15 protein-coding genes are annotated in these 18902 nt (G+C 42.8%); 8 read left to right on the top strand and 7 right to left on the bottom strand.

Annotation, left to right across the window (positions count from 1 at the left end; genetic code table 11):
• Positions 1 to 42: 42 nt before the first annotated feature.
• Positions 43 to 600, bottom strand: coding sequence for an AraC family transcriptional regulator (locus tag FM107_RS12360; protein ID WP_086948819.1), 558 nt, complete (start codon positions 598 to 600; stop codon positions 43 to 45).
• Positions 601 to 756: 156 nt separating this feature from the next.
• On the opposite strand from FM107_RS12360, the gene FM107_RS12355 reads away from it, so the two are divergent.
• The 3 genes from FM107_RS12355 to FM107_RS12345 all read left to right on the top strand — a co-directional run bounded on the left by FM107_RS12355 (position 757) and on the right by FM107_RS12345 (position 3944).
• The gene (locus tag FM107_RS12355) at positions 757 to 1980 is read left to right on the top strand and encodes a Gfo/Idh/MocA family protein (RefSeq protein WP_086948818.1); all 1224 of its coding nucleotides are present in this window, start codon (positions 757 to 759) and stop codon (positions 1978 to 1980) included.
• A 22-nt stretch (positions 1981 to 2002) separates the two neighbouring features.
• Positions 2003 to 3286: a Gfo/Idh/MocA family protein gene (locus FM107_RS12350; RefSeq protein ID WP_086948817.1), complete on the top strand. Its 1284-nt coding sequence runs from the start codon at positions 2003 to 2005 to the stop codon at positions 3284 to 3286.
• 229 nt (positions 3287 to 3515) lie between these two features.
• The gene (locus FM107_RS12345; RefSeq protein WP_218778972.1) at positions 3516 to 3944 is read left to right on the top strand and encodes a cold-shock protein; all 429 of its coding nucleotides are present in this window, start codon (positions 3516 to 3518) and stop codon (positions 3942 to 3944) included.
• Positions 3945 to 4026: 82 nt separating this feature from the next.
• On the opposite strand, the gene FM107_RS12340 is transcribed toward FM107_RS12345, so the two are convergent.
• Complete coding sequence (locus FM107_RS12340; protein WP_179204474.1) at positions 4027 to 4446, bottom strand: nuclear transport factor 2 family protein; 420 nt, start codon at positions 4444 to 4446, stop codon at positions 4027 to 4029.
• Positions 4447 to 4640: 194 nt separating this feature from the next.
• Here FM107_RS12340 and rocD point away from each other — a divergent pair, with 194 nt between their 5' ends.
• Positions 4641 to 5876, top strand: a complete 1236-nt coding sequence (gene rocD / locus FM107_RS12335; RefSeq protein ID WP_086948815.1) for an ornithine--oxo-acid transaminase — start codon at positions 4641 to 4643, stop codon at positions 5874 to 5876.
• 188 nt (positions 5877 to 6064) lie between these two features.
• Complete coding sequence (locus tag FM107_RS12330; RefSeq protein WP_086948814.1) at positions 6065 to 6742, top strand: YceI family protein; 678 nt, start codon at positions 6065 to 6067, stop codon at positions 6740 to 6742.
• A gap of 388 nt (positions 6743 to 7130) precedes the next feature.
• On the opposite strand, the gene FM107_RS12325 is transcribed toward FM107_RS12330, so the two are convergent.
• On the bottom strand, positions 7131 to 8183 hold the full coding sequence (locus tag FM107_RS12325; protein ID WP_086948853.1) for a sugar phosphate isomerase/epimerase: 1053 nt from the start codon (positions 8181 to 8183) through the stop codon (positions 7131 to 7133).
• Between the two features lie 458 nt (positions 8184 to 8641).
• Here FM107_RS12325 and FM107_RS12320 point away from each other — a divergent pair, with 458 nt between their 5' ends.
• Complete coding sequence (locus FM107_RS12320; RefSeq protein ID WP_086948813.1) at positions 8642 to 9997, top strand: hypothetical protein; 1356 nt, start codon at positions 8642 to 8644, stop codon at positions 9995 to 9997.
• A 20-nt stretch (positions 9998 to 10017) separates the two neighbouring features.
• On the opposite strand, the gene FM107_RS12315 is transcribed toward FM107_RS12320, so the two are convergent.
• Both FM107_RS12315 and FM107_RS12310 read right to left on the bottom strand, forming a co-directional pair.
• Positions 10018 to 11925 carry a DUF294 nucleotidyltransferase-like domain-containing protein gene (locus tag FM107_RS12315; RefSeq protein ID WP_086948812.1) on the bottom strand — a complete coding sequence of 636 codons (1908 nt, stop codon included), beginning with the start codon at positions 11923 to 11925 and terminating at the stop codon, positions 10018 to 10020.
• 11 nt (positions 11926 to 11936) lie between these two features.
• Positions 11937 to 12635, bottom strand: coding sequence for a 3'-5' exonuclease (locus FM107_RS12310; RefSeq protein ID WP_256959504.1), 699 nt, complete (start codon positions 12633 to 12635; stop codon positions 11937 to 11939).
• A gap of 63 nt (positions 12636 to 12698) precedes the next feature.
• On the opposite strand from FM107_RS12310, the gene FM107_RS12305 reads away from it, so the two are divergent.
• Entirely contained in the window at positions 12699 to 13550 is an 852-nt protein-coding gene (locus FM107_RS12305; protein WP_086948811.1) for an SMP-30/gluconolactonase/LRE family protein, read from the top strand.
• Between the two features lie 42 nt (positions 13551 to 13592).
• Here the strand turns inward: FM107_RS12305 and FM107_RS12300 are convergent, their stop codons facing one another.
• Positions 13593 to 13805, bottom strand: a complete 213-nt coding sequence (locus FM107_RS12300; protein WP_086948810.1) for a hypothetical protein — start codon at positions 13803 to 13805, stop codon at positions 13593 to 13595.
• A 314-nt stretch (positions 13806 to 14119) separates the two neighbouring features.
• Here FM107_RS12300 and FM107_RS12295 point away from each other — a divergent pair, with 314 nt between their 5' ends.
• Positions 14120 to 15634, top strand: a complete 1515-nt coding sequence (locus FM107_RS12295; protein ID WP_086948809.1) for a catalase — start codon at positions 14120 to 14122, stop codon at positions 15632 to 15634.
• Between the two features lie 57 nt (positions 15635 to 15691).
• Here the strand turns inward: FM107_RS12295 and FM107_RS12290 are convergent, their stop codons facing one another.
• A complete protein-coding gene (locus FM107_RS12290) occupies positions 15692 to 18901 on the bottom strand; it encodes an error-prone DNA polymerase (protein WP_086948808.1) in 3210 nt (1069 codons plus the stop codon).
• Position 18902 lies beyond the last annotated feature (1 nt).

The following is an 18902-nucleotide window of genomic DNA, read 5'->3' as shown; positions in this document are numbered from 1 at the left end:
GGATGGGGCGATGACGTGCACAAGCCTTAAAGCAATGGCAGGCTACACGCGGTCGAGTGGAATTCGGTTATGGTTGTTTTGTTTTTTATAGGCTGTGGGTGACATGCCCGTTATTTGTTTAAATTGGGTGCTCAGATGGGCAACGCTACTGTAATGGAGTTTATAAGCAATTTCGTTCAAGTTTAGCTCCGCATAGCTGAGTAGCTCCTTCACCCTTTCAATTCGTTGACGTATATAATATTTTTCTAAAGTATACCCTTCGACCTCTTTAAATACCGAACTAATATACGCGTAGCTCTTTCCTGATTGCTTAGCCAGGTAATCCGAAAGGTTATATCGGAGGATGTGATCCTGTTGAATGTGCTCGATAATAAGTGCTTTTATTTGCTGTACGAACGCCTTTTTGTCGTTCTCCAAGAGCTCGAAACCCAATTGATACAGGTTGTTTATGAGTTGTTCTTTTTTACTGCCCAGCTCGGATTCTTTTATCTCTATTTCTCCCAACTTCACCACTACAGGTGTGAAACCGAGCTGCTTTAGCTGTGATTCCACAGCCATTTTACAGCGATCACAAACCATGTTTTTTATGTAGATTTTCATCAGGCGCTTTTGTGTGTAATAGTTTTCATTTAAAGGTACGGAAAAAAAGGGGAGCGCTAAAATGTAACAATATCGCCCAGATTTTTTTGATCATTCTTAGATGATGGGAAAATTCGTATATTGCTTTTGCTCTTCAGCATAAACCTTATAAAATAAATGACGCATTATAATTTAAATAAGACAATTCGAGTGGGGGCAATCGGCCTTAAAGGAATGGGGTGGAATAACCTTCAAGCGATCTTGAAAGTTCCAGATGTGACTTGTGTCGCCATATGTGATATCGATGACCTTGTACTTAATGAACGATCAAAGGAACTGGAAGAAATGGGTATGAAGCCCAAATGGTATAAGGACCATAAAAAAATGTTATCCGAGGCCGATATCGATGTCGTGATTGTGGCAACGCCCGATCATTGGCACTGTTTGCAGGCTATAGACGCCATGCAGGCGGGTAAAGACGTGTATGTAGAAAAGCCTCTCGCCAATTCCATTGGGGAGTGTGATCTGCTTATTCAAGCACAACATAAATATCAGCGCGTTGTACAAGTTGGACAATGGCAACGTAGTCAGAAACATTTCAATGACGCCGTCAAGTTCGTTCACAGTGGTAAACTTGGTAAAATACGGACAGTAAAATCATGGGCATATCTAGGTTGGAAAAAACGTGTGCCTGAGATGCCCGATGGGCCGGTTCCGGCGGGAGTTGATTATCTGACATGGCAGGGACCCGCTGCGCGGAGGCCATTTAATCCCAACCGTTTCCATTACAACTTTCGTTGGTATTGGGAATATGCGGGTGGATTGATGACTGACTGGGGTGTACACCTGCTGGATTATGCACTACTGGGTATGAAAGCTTCAACACCGACGGCAATTATGGCGATGGGCGGTAAATTCGCTTATCCAGATGATGCTGGTGACACCCCGGATACATTAACCGCTGTTTATGAATTTGATGGTTTTAATATTGTCTGGGAGCATGCAACGAGTATAAGTAACGGCCCCTATGGAAGGGAGCACGGTATTGCTTTCATAGGTGATAAGGGGACGCTGGTACTCGATAGAGGGGGCTGGGAAGTGATTGCCGAGAAAGATCGAATGCAGAGCGTTCCGGTGCAGCCCAAGGTGGACAACGGACTCGAGCGGCACATGGTAAATTTTATCAATGCCGTGCGTGACGGTAACCCGCGACACGTTCATGCGCCGATACAGCAAGCGGCCCATATTGCTAAACTCTCGCAGATGGCTAATATTGCTTACCGGACGGGGGATAAGTTGATTTGGGATGCAACAAATAATATGTTTGAGCAAGAAGAAGCAAATAAATTATTGACTGCGACTTATCATAACGGTTATCAATTGCCGCACTTTAAAGATTAATCAACGAAAAACTAATTTATACATGAAAAGAAAAGATTTTATACGAAGCGCCGCTGTGCTTGCAGCTAGCGGTATGTTTTATAAAGCTTCTGCCCAAACGATGAATAATGAACCGCTTCGGGTCGCGTTAATTGGTGTGAATGGTATGGGCTGGGCAGACTTAACCGCGATCTTGAAGGTGCCTAATGTCGAATGTATCGCGCTATGCGATGTGGATGAAAATGTTTTAGATAAGCGTATCGCGGAACTTGCAGCCAAGAATATCAAAGTAGAGCGATATATAGATTACAAGGAGCTTTTGGAAAATAAGCGTATCGATGCTGTTATTATTGGTACGCCTGACCACTGGCACTGTTTACAGATGATCGATGCGGTAGCTGCAGGGAAACATGTATATGTCGAGAAACCGTTAGGGAACTCCATTCATGAATGTGAAGCGATGGTGGCTGCGACAACAAAGTACAACCGTATAGTTCAGGTCGGGCAGTGGCAACGCAGCCAAAAGCATTTCAAAGATGCGGTTGACTTTGTGCATTCGGGAAAACTGGGCAAAGTACGACTGGTGAAAGCTTGGGCATACCAGGGCTGGATGAAGAGTATTCCGGTGAAGCCTGATACTGCCGTTCCGGCTGGTGTACACTACGACAGATGGCTTGGCCCCGCTAAGAAACGTCCGTTCAATCCAAATCGTTTTCATTTCGAGTTTCGTTGGTTCTGGGATTATGCCGGAGGACTTATGACCGACTGGGGTGTTCATATGCTCGATTATGCCTTATTAGGTATGAAAGTTTCAGATCCAAAATCTGTTATGGCGGCCGGAGGTAAGTTCGCTTATCCCGATGACGCTGCCGAGACGCCCGATACGTTGACCACAGTTTTTGAATTTGATGATTTTAATATTCAGTGGGAACATGCCAATGGAATTGATTTAGGGCCGTATAACAGAAATCATGGCGTCTCCTTTATTGGAAATAATGGAACACTCGTGTTAGATCGCAATGGTTGGGAGGTAATTCCCGAGGGTGATCGTATGGAAGCCATAGCTTTGCAGCCGTCCAGTGATGATGGACTATTGATGCATATGCAGAATTTTGTTGCTGCAATTCATAAAAAAGACACCGCGCTGCTTCATGCCCCTGTTCAGGCGGGCGCCCATATCGCGATTTTCTCGCAAATGGGTAATATAGCCTACAAAACGGGTAAAAAATTGTATTGGGACAAGCAAAAACGTCAATTTACCGATGCGCAAGCAAACACATTTTTACGTGCAGAATATCATAATGGGTACACGCTTCCCCAGGTATAATGGGCACTGACACTTCGGTTAAATGATATTAATTCGGCCTGGCTCAGGTGGTTATCTAACGGCTTAAGTGCTTGTTCATGGGGTAGATAGAATTTGGAAATGGGTGGTGAATTTCGTATCTTTGCACATATACCTTTAACACCGCCTTTTATCTTTCGATAAAGCTCTAAAATACGAAGTGTTAAGACATATAGCATTTCTAATAATTTAAAATAATTAATTTCATTGAATGGGTAGAAGCCAAATTACATTTAACAAAAAAGAGCGCGTTAAGAAGCAACAACAGAAAAGACAACAGAAGCAAGAAAAAAAGGAACTTCACAAATCCGATAACAACAAAGGTAAAGCATTAGAAGAAATGTTTGCGTATGTTGACGAATTTGGGAATATTTCAAATACACCTCCAGAGAAAAAATACGAATTTAAGGAAGAGGATCTATTGCGTCCAACGAGTGACGAAGATGAATATCACCATGGAAAAGTTTCTTATTATAATAATGAGGGACACTATGGTTTCATCCGAGATAATCTAACAAAACAGACCGTTTATTTTAACGATAAAATTGCGGGGATTGTGTTACGCCTGGATCAGCATGTGAAGTACAAATTTATTCGTACTAAGCAAGGAAATCAGATCTCTGAAGTGATTTTAAGTTAACAATTGTTTGAATTTTCATAAAAATAGCGGGATACGACATTAGTTTATCCCGCTATTTTTTTAGTTTTTTTGCCGACCCTTTCTAGGGTAGCTTGAATGCTTGACGGCTTAATAACTTCCATGTCCCTTGAGTCTTTATCCAGGTAAGGGCAATGCCTAATTTGATACTCGCCGGCCCATTTCCAGGGTCGTTTGTTTTTGCGAGTAGGGTATGACGCACGATTGCTGTATTCTCTATTACTTGAACGGTTTGATTCTCAATTTCGATCTGTTCAAATACTGAAGTGCCCGATACCAAGGTGCCGATAAATTCTTGTTGACTTTCCACTTTCCCGCTAGAATGTCCGTAGGTCAATTGTTCGATGGATAAATTTTTAAGGGCCGGCTCCGAGGGGTGCAACATTGCTTTTACAAGATTGTTTACTGCTTCCTCGACTTCGGTAACGCTTTTGTCTTGCCCATGAGCGGAGGGTAAACCAACGGTAACTATTAATGTCAACATAAATAATGTGATTTTTTTTACTGGCATAAGGATTTATATTAGTTCTATTCTAAGGTAAGTAATACGATTCAATCTTCCTAGCATTGAATTTTGAGTTTCGTTGTTTAAGCTCTAAAATAGCCGCTTGGGCTTTTAATTTCTGTATTTTTCATTATCTTGCTGCCGTTAGTTTGAACATTCCAAAAGATCTAATTATGGCAATTAATAATAGTATATCGGAAAAAACAGCATTATATATTCAAACCGAAGAATTATATGGAGCGCATAATTACCACCCGTTACCCGTTGTGCTGTCCAAAGGGAAAGGTTCCCTCGTTTGGGATGTGGAAGGGAAGCGGTTTTTTGATTTTCTTTCGGGGTATTCTGCTGTTAACCAAGGGCATTGCCATCCACGTATTATTTCAGCTTTGATCGAACAGGCCCAGCAGTTGACCTTGACCTCGCGCGCATTTCATAGTGATAAGATGGCTTCGTATACCCAGTATATCACGAAGTATTTTGGATACGAGAAGGTGTTACCTATGAATACGGGAGTCGAAGCGGTTGAGACGGCTTTGAAGTTAGCCCGTAAGTGGGGATACAAGGTCAAGGGCGTTCCTAGCAACACAGCAAAAATTATTACCGTAGAGGGCAACTTCCATGGAAGGACGATTAACGTGGTGTCGTTTAGCACAGACCCAGCCGCAAAAAACGGTTTCGGTCCTTTCGTCCAGGGGTATATAACCATTCCCTATAATGACCTTAGCGCGTTGAAAGATGCATTACAGGATTCTGCCGTAGTCGGCTTTTTGGTAGAGCCAATTCAAGGAGAAGCCGGCGTACTCGTGCCTGATGATGGCTATTTGAGGGAAGCCTACGCTTTATGCAATGCACATAGCGTTTTATTTATTGCTGATGAAGTGCAAACAGGGCTCTGTAGAACGGGACGAATGCTAGCCTGTGACCACGAAGGGGTGCGTCCCGATATTTTAATTCTCGGTAAAGCTTTGAGCGGCGGCGTGCTTCCAATTTCTGCCGTACTTGCAGATGACCGGGTGATGTTAAGCATTGGTCCAGGAGAACACGGCTCTACCTATGGGGGGAACCCGCTAGCATGTGCAGTTGCTATCGCAGCCTTAGCAGTCCTGGAAGAGGAAAAGTTAGATAAAAGAGCACAGGAGCTCGGTGAATATTTTCGAGAAAAGCTCCGTGCGATCCATCACCCTGCTGTGGAGACGATCCGCGGGAAGGGATTGTTAAATGCGATCGTTATTAAACATAAGGATCCACAGGCAGCTTATACATTATGCTTAGCGCTTATGCGAAATGGCTTGCTGGCCAAACCCACACACGGGGATAAAATACGATTTGCCCCACCACTTGTCATTTCGAAGGGAGAAATTGACCAAGCGGTGGAAATTATAAAGGTTTCGCTAGATGTTTTAACCTAGGTGCTTCCCCGTAAACAAGGCTAAGGCTGGACAATCGTAGGGGACGCGGCATTGATTCACTGCAGGGTAATCGGGACGAGACATATATTTTTTGTTTTCTTAACATATGATATCTCGAATTTTAAAAATGTTGTATACTTTTGAATTAACAAATTGAATTAATAGATTAAAGAATATATATTTAACAAATGAAAAAAATCGGTTTATCTATTGTGGCTGCAGCAGCCATCATTTTCGCCTCATGTGGCGGTAATTCAACGAATACAAATGTTAGCGAAAAGCAAGAAGTTGCGGAACACCAAGGTGATGTTTTCGCGGTAGATTTAGGTACTTCTTCTGTTTCATGGAAAGCAACACATAAAGGTGGATTTGCACCTAGATGGGGAGTTATTTCATTGTCTTCGGGTGAATTTTCGGTTGCTGACGGTAACATCGTCGCTGGTGAATTCGTTATCGATATGTCTTCGATATCGGTAGATACAGCATCTGTTACGGAAGCTGATAAAGAAGCTTCTGATCTTGAAAATCATTTGAAAACAGGAGATTTCTTTGCTGTTGAGCAGCATCCTAACGCGGACTTCAAAATTACCAGCGTAACGGATTTAAGCGGAGCAGCGGCAGAAGGTGCGGTTGCGGGTTCGAATAAAACAGTGAGTGGTAACTTGACCCTATTGGATAGCACGCTAAACGTTTCGTTTCCAGCGAAAGTTGCTCTCGAAGATGATAAGGTTACCGTTGATGGTAAATTCATCGTCGATCGTACAGCTTGGGGTATTAAATTTGGTGCTACAGCGGCAGATCCTGCAGAATGGGGTATCAGTAAAGATATTGAGGTTGGGGTGAACGTAATTGGTACAAAAAAGTAACCAATAAGGTTTAATTTATACGAAAGTTGCTATCGAGCCGATAATTTTTATCGGTTCGATAGCGACTTTTTTAGTTTAATTTTTAAAAAGCATTGACTCTCTCTCAACAAAAGAAAGCCGATACTTTTTGAAAATTTGCTTTTTCCTTGCTGAAGGCAGGATTGTAACCTCCCCAATCATCGCTGATGGACTGGGTTTCAAGCTTTATTGAAAGTGCATACATCCAGTTAAAGTCTAAATTTCGCTCCATTCGTGTACTCGTCGGTCCCTTCGAATTTTTTTAGTTTTTATCCTGAGAAGCCAGATGGACAGTATAAGTATGACGCTTGCAGCCGATAGTAGTGTACATCCAAGTTCGCATAAGTGACGAATTTGTTTATGCTACTTCTTATAAACCTAGGATCTCACGATTTAACGCATCGTCGGCACCGGTGCTAGCAAAGTCGTCAAAAGTTTTCGTTGTTACCTCGATGATATGGTTATTGACAAATTCAACGCCTTCTTTCGCTCCTTGTACAGGATCTTTGATGCAGCATTCCCATTCAATAACCGCCCAGCGGTCAAAACCGTAACGCGATAGCTTCGTGAAGATGCCCTTAAAGTCTACCTGCCCATCACCTAACGAGCGGAAGCGTCCTGGACGATCAATCCAATCTTGATATCCACCGTATACGCCCGATTTGCCACTCTTAACAAATTCAGCATCCTTAACATGGAAAGCCTTAATACGGTCGTGGTAGAAATCAATGAATTGAAGGTAGTCTAGATGTTGCAATACGAAATGGCTCGGGTCGTAAAGTATATTCGCTCGAGGGTGGTTATCGAGTGCTTCCAAAAATCGCTCGAAGGTGACACCATCGTGAAGATCTTCTCCTGGATGAAGCTCATAAGCAACGTCTACACCGTAGCTATCGCAGATATCAAGAAGTGGTTTCCAGCGATTTGCTAGCTCTTTAAAGCCCGTTTCAACGAGGCCTGCCGGGCGCTGAGGCCAAGGATACACCGTGTGCCATAGCAATGCTCCAGAGAACGCAGCGAGGGTATTCAGCCCCAAGTTTGCTGATGCTTTTGCTGCCAATTCAACTTGATTGACGGCCCATTCTGTACGCGCTTGAAGGTCATTGTGGAACGCCTCCGGCGCAAAGCCGTCAAACATGGTATTATATGCAGGGTGCGAAGCAACCAGTTGTCCTTGAAGATGTACAGAAAGTTCTGTGATTTCTATTCCTTTATCATGTAGGCTTCCTTTGAGTTCATCGGCATACGTTTTGCTTTCTGCTGCTTTTTTTAAATCGATACAACGCGAGTCCCAGGTTGGTATTTGGACACCTTTGTACCCCAAATCGGCGAGCCATGTGGAGATATTATCTAAATTGTTGAACGGTGCTTGATCATCCATGAATTGCGCAAGAAAGATTGCAGGACCTTTGATTGTTTTCATCGTCATAGTTGCTTTTTTTGTTTATATACCAGCCGCGGTATTAACTTGATGATTTGTAATATACGTTTAACGTGCGTATACAGGTTGATTGTTAATGCTTGAAGCGGCTTTTATAATGTAATACTAAAAATACAAACAAATACGATCATTAACAAATCGATATCTAAGCGAATGTGTTTTATTGCGGATCGTTTCCTAAGACGGGCGCTGTGCTTTTTTGAGCGATGAATCAGATGTTATTTATTTTGTTATTAGGTTTTTAAGAAAAAAAGAAGGGTTTTCAAACGGGGAGAATGAAAACCCTAACTAACCAATTATAAACCTAAATTATGAACCACAAAGATAGTGTATTTTTAACACTAAGCAAATGTTTTTGTTATTATTTTTTTGTGTTTGATAAACACGCAAGTTGCTTCCGCGGATTGTATTCTGTATTTTTCAGCACTACGCAGTTTACAATGAAGAAATATTTCTTTTCACGTACTCGGTTTCTTTGCAAAGCTCCTATATTGATCGGTGTTTTGTCATTCGTTTTTTGGTTTAGTGTTACTTGTTACGGACAAACCATCCCGTGGGAAGGGAAGTGGCAATTACGCTACAAGCAGGCGCCACATATGCCGCCTCTTGAAATGGCGCTTGATATTGCGGCGCCGGTATCCCAAATGCTTTATCCGTCTCGTTTAACATTGAAATATCGAGATTTTGTGGGTGAATATAGCCTACTCTTGGTGAGAAAGAATGAATCGGAGCTGGCTATTGCCCGAAATAAATACCCGATTAGGGAAGCGCCTTATTCACTCGGACCTTGGATGATATACCTCAACGGTGTGTTTCATCGGACGGCGGACAATTCGATTCGTATTCGCCGGATGTGGTTCGATAATTTTGCGTTTTTTATGAAGGGGCTGTCTGACAACGAGGTTTTTGTCAATGATAAAGTTTATTTACGTGAATTTTTGTATCGTACCCCGCTGGAATTAAAAAAGGTTGATCCACTCGCCTGGTCGGACAGCGTCGCCATTCATGAAATACTCTCGTCCGACTCGATCTATTATGGAATCTACGACACGTTTTCCACAAACAGTGAGCAGCTCGATTTATCGATACGCGATCAGGAACGTTATGATCGGGATACGATTACGATCGTACATAATGGCCGAACTTTTATTAATAGAGTGCCCATCGAGCGTATGATGGAGCAGCGAAAACTGAAGCTCGATTCTGGACAGAATTATATTGCTTTTTTTGCAGATAACTATGGAGAGCTTCCACCGAATACCGCGAATTTTATCCTCACCGACACAGACTACGGAGGTTATAGCTTTAATTTCGCAGATCGTTCCAATGCATTTGCAACTTTAATGGTTGCGAGTTTTAACTATCAGCCGGATTCGGTTTCCAAAACGGCCGGAAAAAACGATGTCAAAACTTCTGCGCGTAAAGGGAAAACCGTTGCGGTAAGCGATAAGCCAGTAGAGGTGCCCCGTGCGCTACGAAAGGTCGGCGTATGGAAGGTCTCCGATCCTATCTTGTTTCTCGAGTTTTGGGACGATCAAATTCAAGACGGAGATAAGATTAGTATTTTGGTAAATGAGGTACCGGTCCAAAATGGACTAGCCGTTTTACGCGAGCCGCAGCGAATCGGAATAACGCTTAAAAAGGGATTGAATCGGATACGTTTTGTGGCGGATAATGAAGGGGGGATACCACCAAATACCGCTGTTCTAAAAATGTCGTCGGGCAATAAAAATAGGCTGTTTTACCTAAATACCAGCCTGGAGGTTGACAACGTGCTAGAGATTACCTTGTCTTAAATTTTCCTATTGCCGTCTTCTCAACCGAGCAGATTGTTAGTAAATCGCATTTTTATACCCACTTGGAAGTTGTTAATTGTTTTAAAAATTTCGATTAACGTAACTTTTTCGATTTTTGTCAATTTGTCAATCCGGATATAGTTGTTCGGTTCTATCTTTTCAATTAAGATTTGATTGGCTTGGTTTTCAAGACGCAGCGCCATTAGGTAATAGTATGATTGGTAAAGCTCTTCGTACTGTTTTTTGCTGAACACGCCGAGTTTGGTGAGCTTCGCTAATCGCTCCCCTGTGTTTTCCTCATAAATACGGTTCTTAAGAGCATACACGCGCACCAAATCGACGATTGGTGTCATCGCATTTTTAATGTTAAGTACCTCGGACCTGTCGATTTTTTCGGTTTTAATATTTTTAAAAAATGTTAGCGGCGGTTCGTATTGCAGCGCGTTACGTCCAATAAAAGTGAAGAATCGATCATTGGGTTTTTGAAGCTCTTCTTCCAGAAATTCTTTCAATTGGTGGATAATCGTGCGGTCTCCATATAAAAAGCGGCAATCGAAAAATGTGGAGAACTTAATGGCATTTTCGGGTACGGTTTCATCGATCCAATTTTTATAATTTCGCTTCCAGTGTGAGAGCGAATGGGTCCAATCGGGATTGCTTGCCATGTAACCTCCTTTGCAGTAAACGAAGCCGATTTCATTTAATTGGTCAGAGACTTTATTGGCAAAATCGAGGAAGTAGGCGCGTACCATTTCACGGTGTTCGTTGGCCTTATCTTCATATATGATAGCGTTATCCTGGTCTGTTTTTAAGGTTTGTTCTTTGCGACCTTCGCTACCGGTAACCATAAATACGAATTTAGCCGGCGGCTCGCCAATTTCACGGATAACTTTCTCGATGACTTTTATAGCGATCGCATCTGCAATGGTTGTGATAACTTGGTTCGTAATTTCTGCATTGATCCCGCGGCCCAGAAGCTGGTTGATGATTTCGGGCACGTAATTCCATTTTTGTCCCAGCTCCTGGGTGGTCTCAGCTAGTTTGACCGATTGGATGAATACCAGGGGAGATTGCCCCTGTTCACTCAGTAAACGGTTTCTGCTCAAAAACCCGACATATTTGCCGTGTTTCTCCACGAGTAAATAGCGTGTTTTTGTGCGGAACATCATCAATACGGCCTCGTAGAGGTATGCCTGATGAGAAATCGATACAATGGGGTTATCCATCACTGAATCTATTGTTTGATTGGTGTCAACCTGCTTAGCGATTACATTATCGCGCAAGGTAATATCGGTGGCGTAGCCGATAATATTTTCTTGCTCATCGCGAATAAATAAACAACTCACGCGGTTGTCGGCCATATGTTTGGCGGCCTCATAGATAGGGGTTCCTATCAGACAGGAAACGATATCCTTGTAAATAATGCCATCAATGCGGCGGGAGTAGAGCTGTTCGGCGGCGATGTAGCTTTCCTCGAAGGAGGCTGGTGTTTTGACAAAATGAGAAAACTCATCGTTTAACATTCGCTGGCCGAAATCCGTGGTGTAATATTGAAAGAACTCATTATGACTTTGGCATAATTCCAAAAACTCTTTGCGTGGCAGGCTGCAAATGACTGTCCCCTTTTTTGCCATAACGGATTTTAATGCCTTTGTTCTATTGAGTAGGATCGATAGTCCACCGAAGCAATACGGGGAGTTATGTGTCTCTAGCAACCGCCTGTTCTGCACACTATCGAAGAAAAAAGTTTCGTATTCACCTTTTACAATAAAATCAACCCCCTGCAGCTCGGTGATTTCTTGCCGGTAAGCTAGGGTATCTTTAGTGAAGGTTTTTGTTGTCAACGATTTAGCTACTTCGGTGAGTACACTCATTGGAAGGAGGTTAAAAGGTTGTGTCCTTTTTAGGAGTTCGATCATGTTTTCCATAAGACCTATCTTTATTTATGTCCTCGTTTTACCTTTAGTTTTTCTATAATATTCAGTTCTTTCTCAAAACGTTGCTGCTGGATTTGGAAATCCTCGCGCATGAGTTCATTTCTACTACGAAGTTCAAAAAAGCAGTTTGCTGTTAGCTCGGCATCTGCGAGGGCTTCGTGTAAAGTTTTTGGCATCACCTTAAAAAGGTAATCATAGAGCTGCGCTAACTTCAAGTATTTTGTCTGCGGATTAAGCGCGTATTTTTCACTGTTTAGCATTGTGCAGAAAAAATCTTTTCCAATAAATGGATTGTCGAGCTGCGCTCTAAAAAAATCAGCACTCAGAATCTGCACATCGAGTTCAACGAAATGACCAATAATTAAGGGATTGTATTTATTGATATCGTGCGACAGTTTGCGTAGTACATCTTTGCGGCGGTTGCCACGCTCGGCGAGTAGCGCGATATCGATCTGATGGACTTTTTTTGAGCCTTTGCTGATGGAGATATCTTTTTCATAGATGTATTCGCAGACACGCCGGATTTCGTTGGCTTGGCGATCGTAGATGATCCAAGCAACTTGGATGACCGAAGGCCAGTTCTTCTGGTCCGAATAGGGACGGTCCCAGCGTAAGGGCACACCCGAGGTTTCTGTATCGATAAATAAGAGATATTCGTTCAACGCATACGTAGTTGTTCCAAAACGAAGATAGGCATTCAAGTGTGAAATTTACAGTTTATCAGCGTGCTTTTTCGGTTCGTGTAAAATCTGTATCTTTAAGGTATGAAAAACCTATGCCTATTAATTTTATTATGTAATACAGTCCTTGCTTGGGGACAGGATAAAGGGGAGGTTATACTTATTTCGGGGGATTTTAGTTTTACCGAGGGACCTGCGCGGGATTCCTTGGGCAATATTTATTTTACCGACCAGCCCAATAATCGTATCTGGAAATACTCCAGCGGTGGGCAGCTCAGCCTTTTTTTGGAGCCCGCAGGCCGCTCTAATGGACTTTATATCGACCAAGAAGGATATATTATCGCTTGTGCGGATCAGAACAATGAGCTTTGGCGTATTTCTACGACCACCAAGCAAAAAGAGGTGTTGGTTAAAGGCTACAAGAGTAAAAAGTTGAACGGTCCGAATGATCTATGGATTAGCAAGCAAGGGATCATATACTTATCGGATCCTTATTACCAGCGTTCTTATTGGACCCGGACGAAATCGGAACTACCCGAAGCTGTGTATAAGTTGGTTGGCACCGAGCTGCAAAATTTGGATGCTGATTTCGGCCGTCCGAATGGTATTGTTGGATCTCCGGATGGTACACTTTTGTATGTCGCTGATATCGGGGCTAGTAAGACTTATGTCTACGACATTCTTGATGACGGTGCTCTTGCTAATAAAAAGCTATTCTGTGCACGAGGGTCCGATGGGATGACGGTCGATCAAAATGGAAATCTATATCTTACTGGCGACGGCGTATTTGTGTATAATGCTCAGGGGGAACAAATAAAACATATTCGGGTGCCTGCAAAATGGACGGCGAACGTATGTTTTGGGGGTAGCAACAATGAATATTTATTTATTACTGCGTCGGAGAAAGTTTTTAAGATTTACCCAGATTGGCTTTAAGGTCAGTAATATATGGAATGTCGCATTTGGTTTTAGGCGGCATTAGTTTCCGCTTGATGTTGAACGTGCCGCTAATAGGTGCTGAATTTTTTTAGCCACAAAGCGGACGGTTGCCAGAACGGATATCATCAGTACGACATCAATTAACAGGTTTTTTATTTGCAAACCGTCGGAGAGTGGATTGTAATGAAAGTCTATTGAGGTACAAATGACTTTGTAAATAATCAAGGTAACGACTATAATGAGCGCTTTCATTTTGTTGGTGCGTTTGTTGTATTTCGTTAGACGAATATATAAAAAATATCCAGAATTCTTGGGTAGTGGAAAGCTTTTATTTTTTTAGGAAAACTTTTAATTTGTTTACTTGTTTTTAGCGCATATTATAGAGTTGTTTAAACAAAATTAATATTGAACTTTAGTTAGAAATTCTTATATTGTTAATCGATAGAGAGGTTTTTTTGTATTATTACGTTCTTTTTTTTGAATTAATAGTAGCCAATTTCGCTCATTGTTATCCCCACCTGTCTTATTGTATTATGTGTTATTGAAATTTTGAAAACAGTTTTATAATGGAAGAAAAAAAAACAAAACTTACTAGACAAACTGGTGCACCAGTACCAGACAATCAGAATTCGCAAACGGCCGGTCCTCGTGGTCCTTTATTAATGCAAGATTTCTGGTTCCTTGAAAAGATGGCAAATTTTGATCGGGAAGTTATTCCGGAACGTAGGATGCATGCGAAGGGATCGGGAGCATTTGGCACATTCACGGTTACGCATGATATTACGCAATATACCAAAGCAAGTATTTTTAGTGACATAGGTAAAGAGACTGAAATGTTTGCTCGTTTCTCTACTGTTGCAGGTGAACGTGGTGCGGCAGATGCAGAGCGTGATATTCGCGGGTTTGCGATGAAGTATTATACCGATGAAGGTATTTGGGATTTGGTGGGAAATAATACACCTGTTTTCTTTTTTCGTGACCCTATGAAATTCCCGGATTTAAATCATGCGGTGAAACGTGATCCTAAAACGAATTTACGTAATGCAAATAGCAATTGGGATTTTTGGACGTTGTTACCTGAATCGCTACACCAAGTAACCATTGTAATGAGTGATCGTGGGATTCCGAAAGGTTTTAGAAATATGCATGGATTCGGAAGCCATACTTATAGCTTTATAAATAAAGATAATGTTAGGCACTGGGTTAAGTTCCACTTTGTTTCTCAGCAGGGCATAGAGAATTATACGGACGAAGAAGCAGCTCTAGTGGTTGGCCAAGATCGCGAGTCTTCGCAACGAGATTTATTCGATGCTATTGAGCGTAAGGATTTTCCGAAATGGAAGATGTTCGTTCAGATTATGAGTGAGGAAGAAGCTAAGACGTATCGTTTTCACCCGTTCGATTTAACTAAAGTGTGGTCGAAAAAGGATTACCCATTGATCCCCGTAGGTGAATTTGAATTAAATAAAAATGCGGAAAACTATTTTCAAGATGTCGAGCAGGCAGCATTTAACCCAACGAACATTGTTCCGGGGGTCGGTTTTTCGCCCGATAAGATGCTTCAGGGTCGGCTGTTCTCCTACGGCGATGCACAGCGCTACCGTTTAGGTGTGAACCATTTCCAAATTCCAGTGAATAGGCCGAGATGTCCTTACCATGCTTTCCATCGCGACGGACAAATGCGGGTTGATGGTAACTATGGAGATACGATTCATTACAACCCGAATAGTTACGGACAGTGGGAAGAGCAGCCTGAAGCGAAAGAACCTCCTTTAGATTTGGAGGGTACTGCATATGCACATAACTTCAGAGATGATGATGAAGATTATTTCACGCAACCCGGTGATTTATTCCGTATTATTAAAGCCGACGGAAAAGCGCAGTTGTTGTTTGATAATACTGCTGCACAGGTAGGTGGAGCCGATAAATTCATTCAGATTCGGCATATCAGGAACTGTTTTAAAGCAGATCCAGAATATGGCCAAGGCGTAGCTGCTGCGCTAGGGCTTACTATGGAAGAAGTTAATGCGTTTGATTTGACGCCGTACGATAAATGGGCGCCAAGACCTTCGCGAGGCTAAAAATATTGGTTGATTATGATTTAGGTAGGGCCCAATTTAGATGGTCTCTACCTTTTTTTATTTAAAGTCTCTGGATGGAAATAACTCCGTCTGCACGCTTTTGCTCGAACGGTTGTGCATGGTGCGGGTTAATTTTTGTTCTTTTTGTGCCTTTTTATCCGCTGTGCCTTTGATTTGTTCCATGCTTTCTAGCTGTAAGAGCTGGTTCATATTGTGACAAGAGTGTACAATTACATGGAGAACTTTACCCTCTATTTGTAGCTTTCCAACAACCATCAATAAGCGAGATTGCAAAATTACTTTTCGGTATATGTCAAATGTTTTCCCCCATACCACAAGATTCGAAAACCCTGTTTCATCTTCTATCGTAATAAATAACACACCTTTGGCCGTACCCGGACGCTGACGCACGGTAATTAAGCCACATACCTTTACAAGATCCCCATCTTTGAGGCTGTTAAGCTGGGTTGCGGGCGTTACGTGGAGCTTCTGCAGGTGTTTTCTAGCAAAGCTAACAGGATGCGCTTTGAGTGATAAGGATGTGTACGCATAATCTTGCATCACATGTTCCTTAACGGAGATGGAAGGTAGCTCGATCTGCTGCTCAAAAGCACTATCTGAAAGCTGCTCCGCAAACAGTCCGGTAGGATTGTCTGCAAGGGCAGAAACTGCCCATAGCGCTTGCCGGCGATCGAGTCCAATAGAAGCAAACGCATCAGCATCTGCTAGGCGCTCCATAGCGGAGATAGGTACGCCGTTATGAAACACTTCGTTTATTGTTTGATAAGGCTTTGTTCGTCCTTTTAACAAGAGTGCTATTTCTTGTTGTTGTAGTGATTTCACTTGACGGAAACCTAAGCGTAAAATATGATGCATTCCTGACTTTTCCTCCAGCGTATTATCCCATTGAGAATGGTTGATGTCCACCGGACGTACTTGTACGCCATGTTTGCGCGCATCGATGACAATCTGTGCCGGCGAGTAAAATCCCATTGGTTGGCTATTCAGTAGCGAACAGGCGAAGATATCGGGATAGTAGCATTTTATCCACGAAGACACGTAGACCAGTAGTGCGAAACTTGCTGCATGACTTTCGGGGAACCCATAACTACCAAAACCTTCGAGTTGACGATATACGCGCTCCGAGAATTCTTTTTCATATCCGTTTTTTATCATCCCTTGGATAAGCATCCGTTTATACTCGGCGACCTTTCCTTTAGCTTTGAAAGTCGCCATAGTTCGGCGCAAACCATCGGCTTGTGCCGGGGTGAAGCCTGCGGCAACAATAGCGATCTCCATAGCCTGTTCCTGAAATAAAGGGACTCCCAGCGTGCGCGAGAGTATACTCTGCAGTTCTTTAGAGGGGTATTCTATGGGCTCTTCGTCATTTCGTCTTTTTAGGTAAGGATGTACCATGCCCCCCTGTATCGGACCGGGTCTCACAATGGCTACTTGGATCACTAGATCATAAAAATTGTTAGGTTTCAGGCGCGGCAGCATAGACATTTGTGCGCGGCTCTCAATCTGAAATACGCCTAAGGTATCCGCAAGGCTAATCATTTGATAGACTTTAGCGTCATCCTGCTTGATGTTTGCTAAGGTTAGTTCGATGTTATAATGCTTCTTGGCTAGCTCAAATCCTTTACGAATACAGGTGAGCATCCCGAGTGCCAGTACGTCAATCTTCAGAAAGCCCAGCGCTTCGATATCATCTTTGTTCCACTCGATATTGGTGCGATCTTCCATCCGCGCATTGATAATCGGACATAGATCCCAAAGGTTGTTTTGGGTTATTACAAAACCTCCAGTATGCTGGCCAAGCTGTCTGGGGAAACCGATGTATGTTTTCGTTAGCTCGAGTGTCTTTTTTAAATGAAGATCGTCAGCAGCAAAGCCATCTGTAGTAGGTTCGTTGCTGGAAAACCAATCCTCGGTAAATTCATAAGCCGACTTGGAGAGTTTATCGAGCAGATCCACGGAAAGTCCCATTGCTTTTCCGACATCCCGAATAGCCCCTTTCCAGTGCACCTGTGTTACCGTAGCGACGATGCCAGCTCGGTGACGACCGTATTTAGTATAGATATACTGTATGACCTCTTCCCGTCTTTCATGTTCGAAATCTACATCAATATCTGGTGGCTCATTTCTGGCTTCACTCATGAACCGGGCGAAGAGAAGTTTAAATTTTGTGGGATCGACCGCTGTAATTCCCAGGCAGTAGCATACCGCCGAGTTGGCTGCAGAACCGCGGCCTTGACATAGTATTTCACGTTCCCGCGCGAAACGTACCAGATCGTATACGGTAAGGAAGTAAGAGGCGTAGTTCTTTTTCTTGATAAATGCGAGCTCCAGTTCCAATGTTGCACGCAGTGTCTCGGGGATGGAATCTCCGAAATATTGATGAGCACCTTTCCAGATAAGCATAGTTAGCTCTTCTATGGGAGACTTGCTTTCGTTAACAATTTCTTCGGGGTAAATATATTCAAGCTCCTGTAGGGAGAATTTACAAGTATCCGCTATTGCTAAACTGTTTGCTATAGCCTGGGGGTATTGGCGAAAAATTCGGTACATCTCTTTGGGGGCTTTTAAGTAACGTTCCGCATTCGCATGCAGTTTTAACCCGGCCGATTCGACGGTGCATTTCTCACGAATACAGGTTAGTATATCCTGTAGCTGCCGGCGCTCGGGGCTGTGGTAATGTACATCGTTTAGTGCCGCAATAGGGATGTTGAATTTGTCTTCGAGCTGCCATATGCGGTGCATTTTTTTTTGATCATTACTGCTATACAGGAATGCTGCGCCAATATAAAGTTTAGGTCCAAAGGCTTCCTTATACTCTTGTAAACTCTGGAGATAAGTCGTATCGAAGTCAAAATCATTATTTAGGGTATCGGGTGGTAGCACGATGAAAGTAATTCCCGCCGCATGCGCATATACATCAGATTTATAGAGATGACAAGCACCTTTTTCCGCTCGTAGGTTCCCCTTTGTTAAAAGGCTCGAGAGGTTGCTATATGCCATTTTATCTGCTGGGAATGCCAGGAGGCTGGGACCATCGAGCAGGTCTAATCTACATGCGGGAATAAAGCGAATATCTTTGTTTTTGGCAGCTAGATGGGCACGGACGATTCCTGCTAAGGAATTCCTGTCGGTAATAGCGATAGCTTTGTACCCAAGAGCGGCAGCAGTTTCTACGAGTTCCTCAGGGTGAGAACCGCCACGCAAAAAGGTAAAGTTACTGGTTACTTGTAGTTCTACGTAGTCCATC

This window comes from Sphingobacterium sp. JB170, assembly GCF_900163865.1.
In the GTDB taxonomy this organism is placed as follows: domain Bacteria; phylum Bacteroidota; class Bacteroidia; order Sphingobacteriales; family Sphingobacteriaceae; genus Sphingobacterium.
This window is presented reverse-complemented; position numbering and strand designations above follow the sequence as displayed.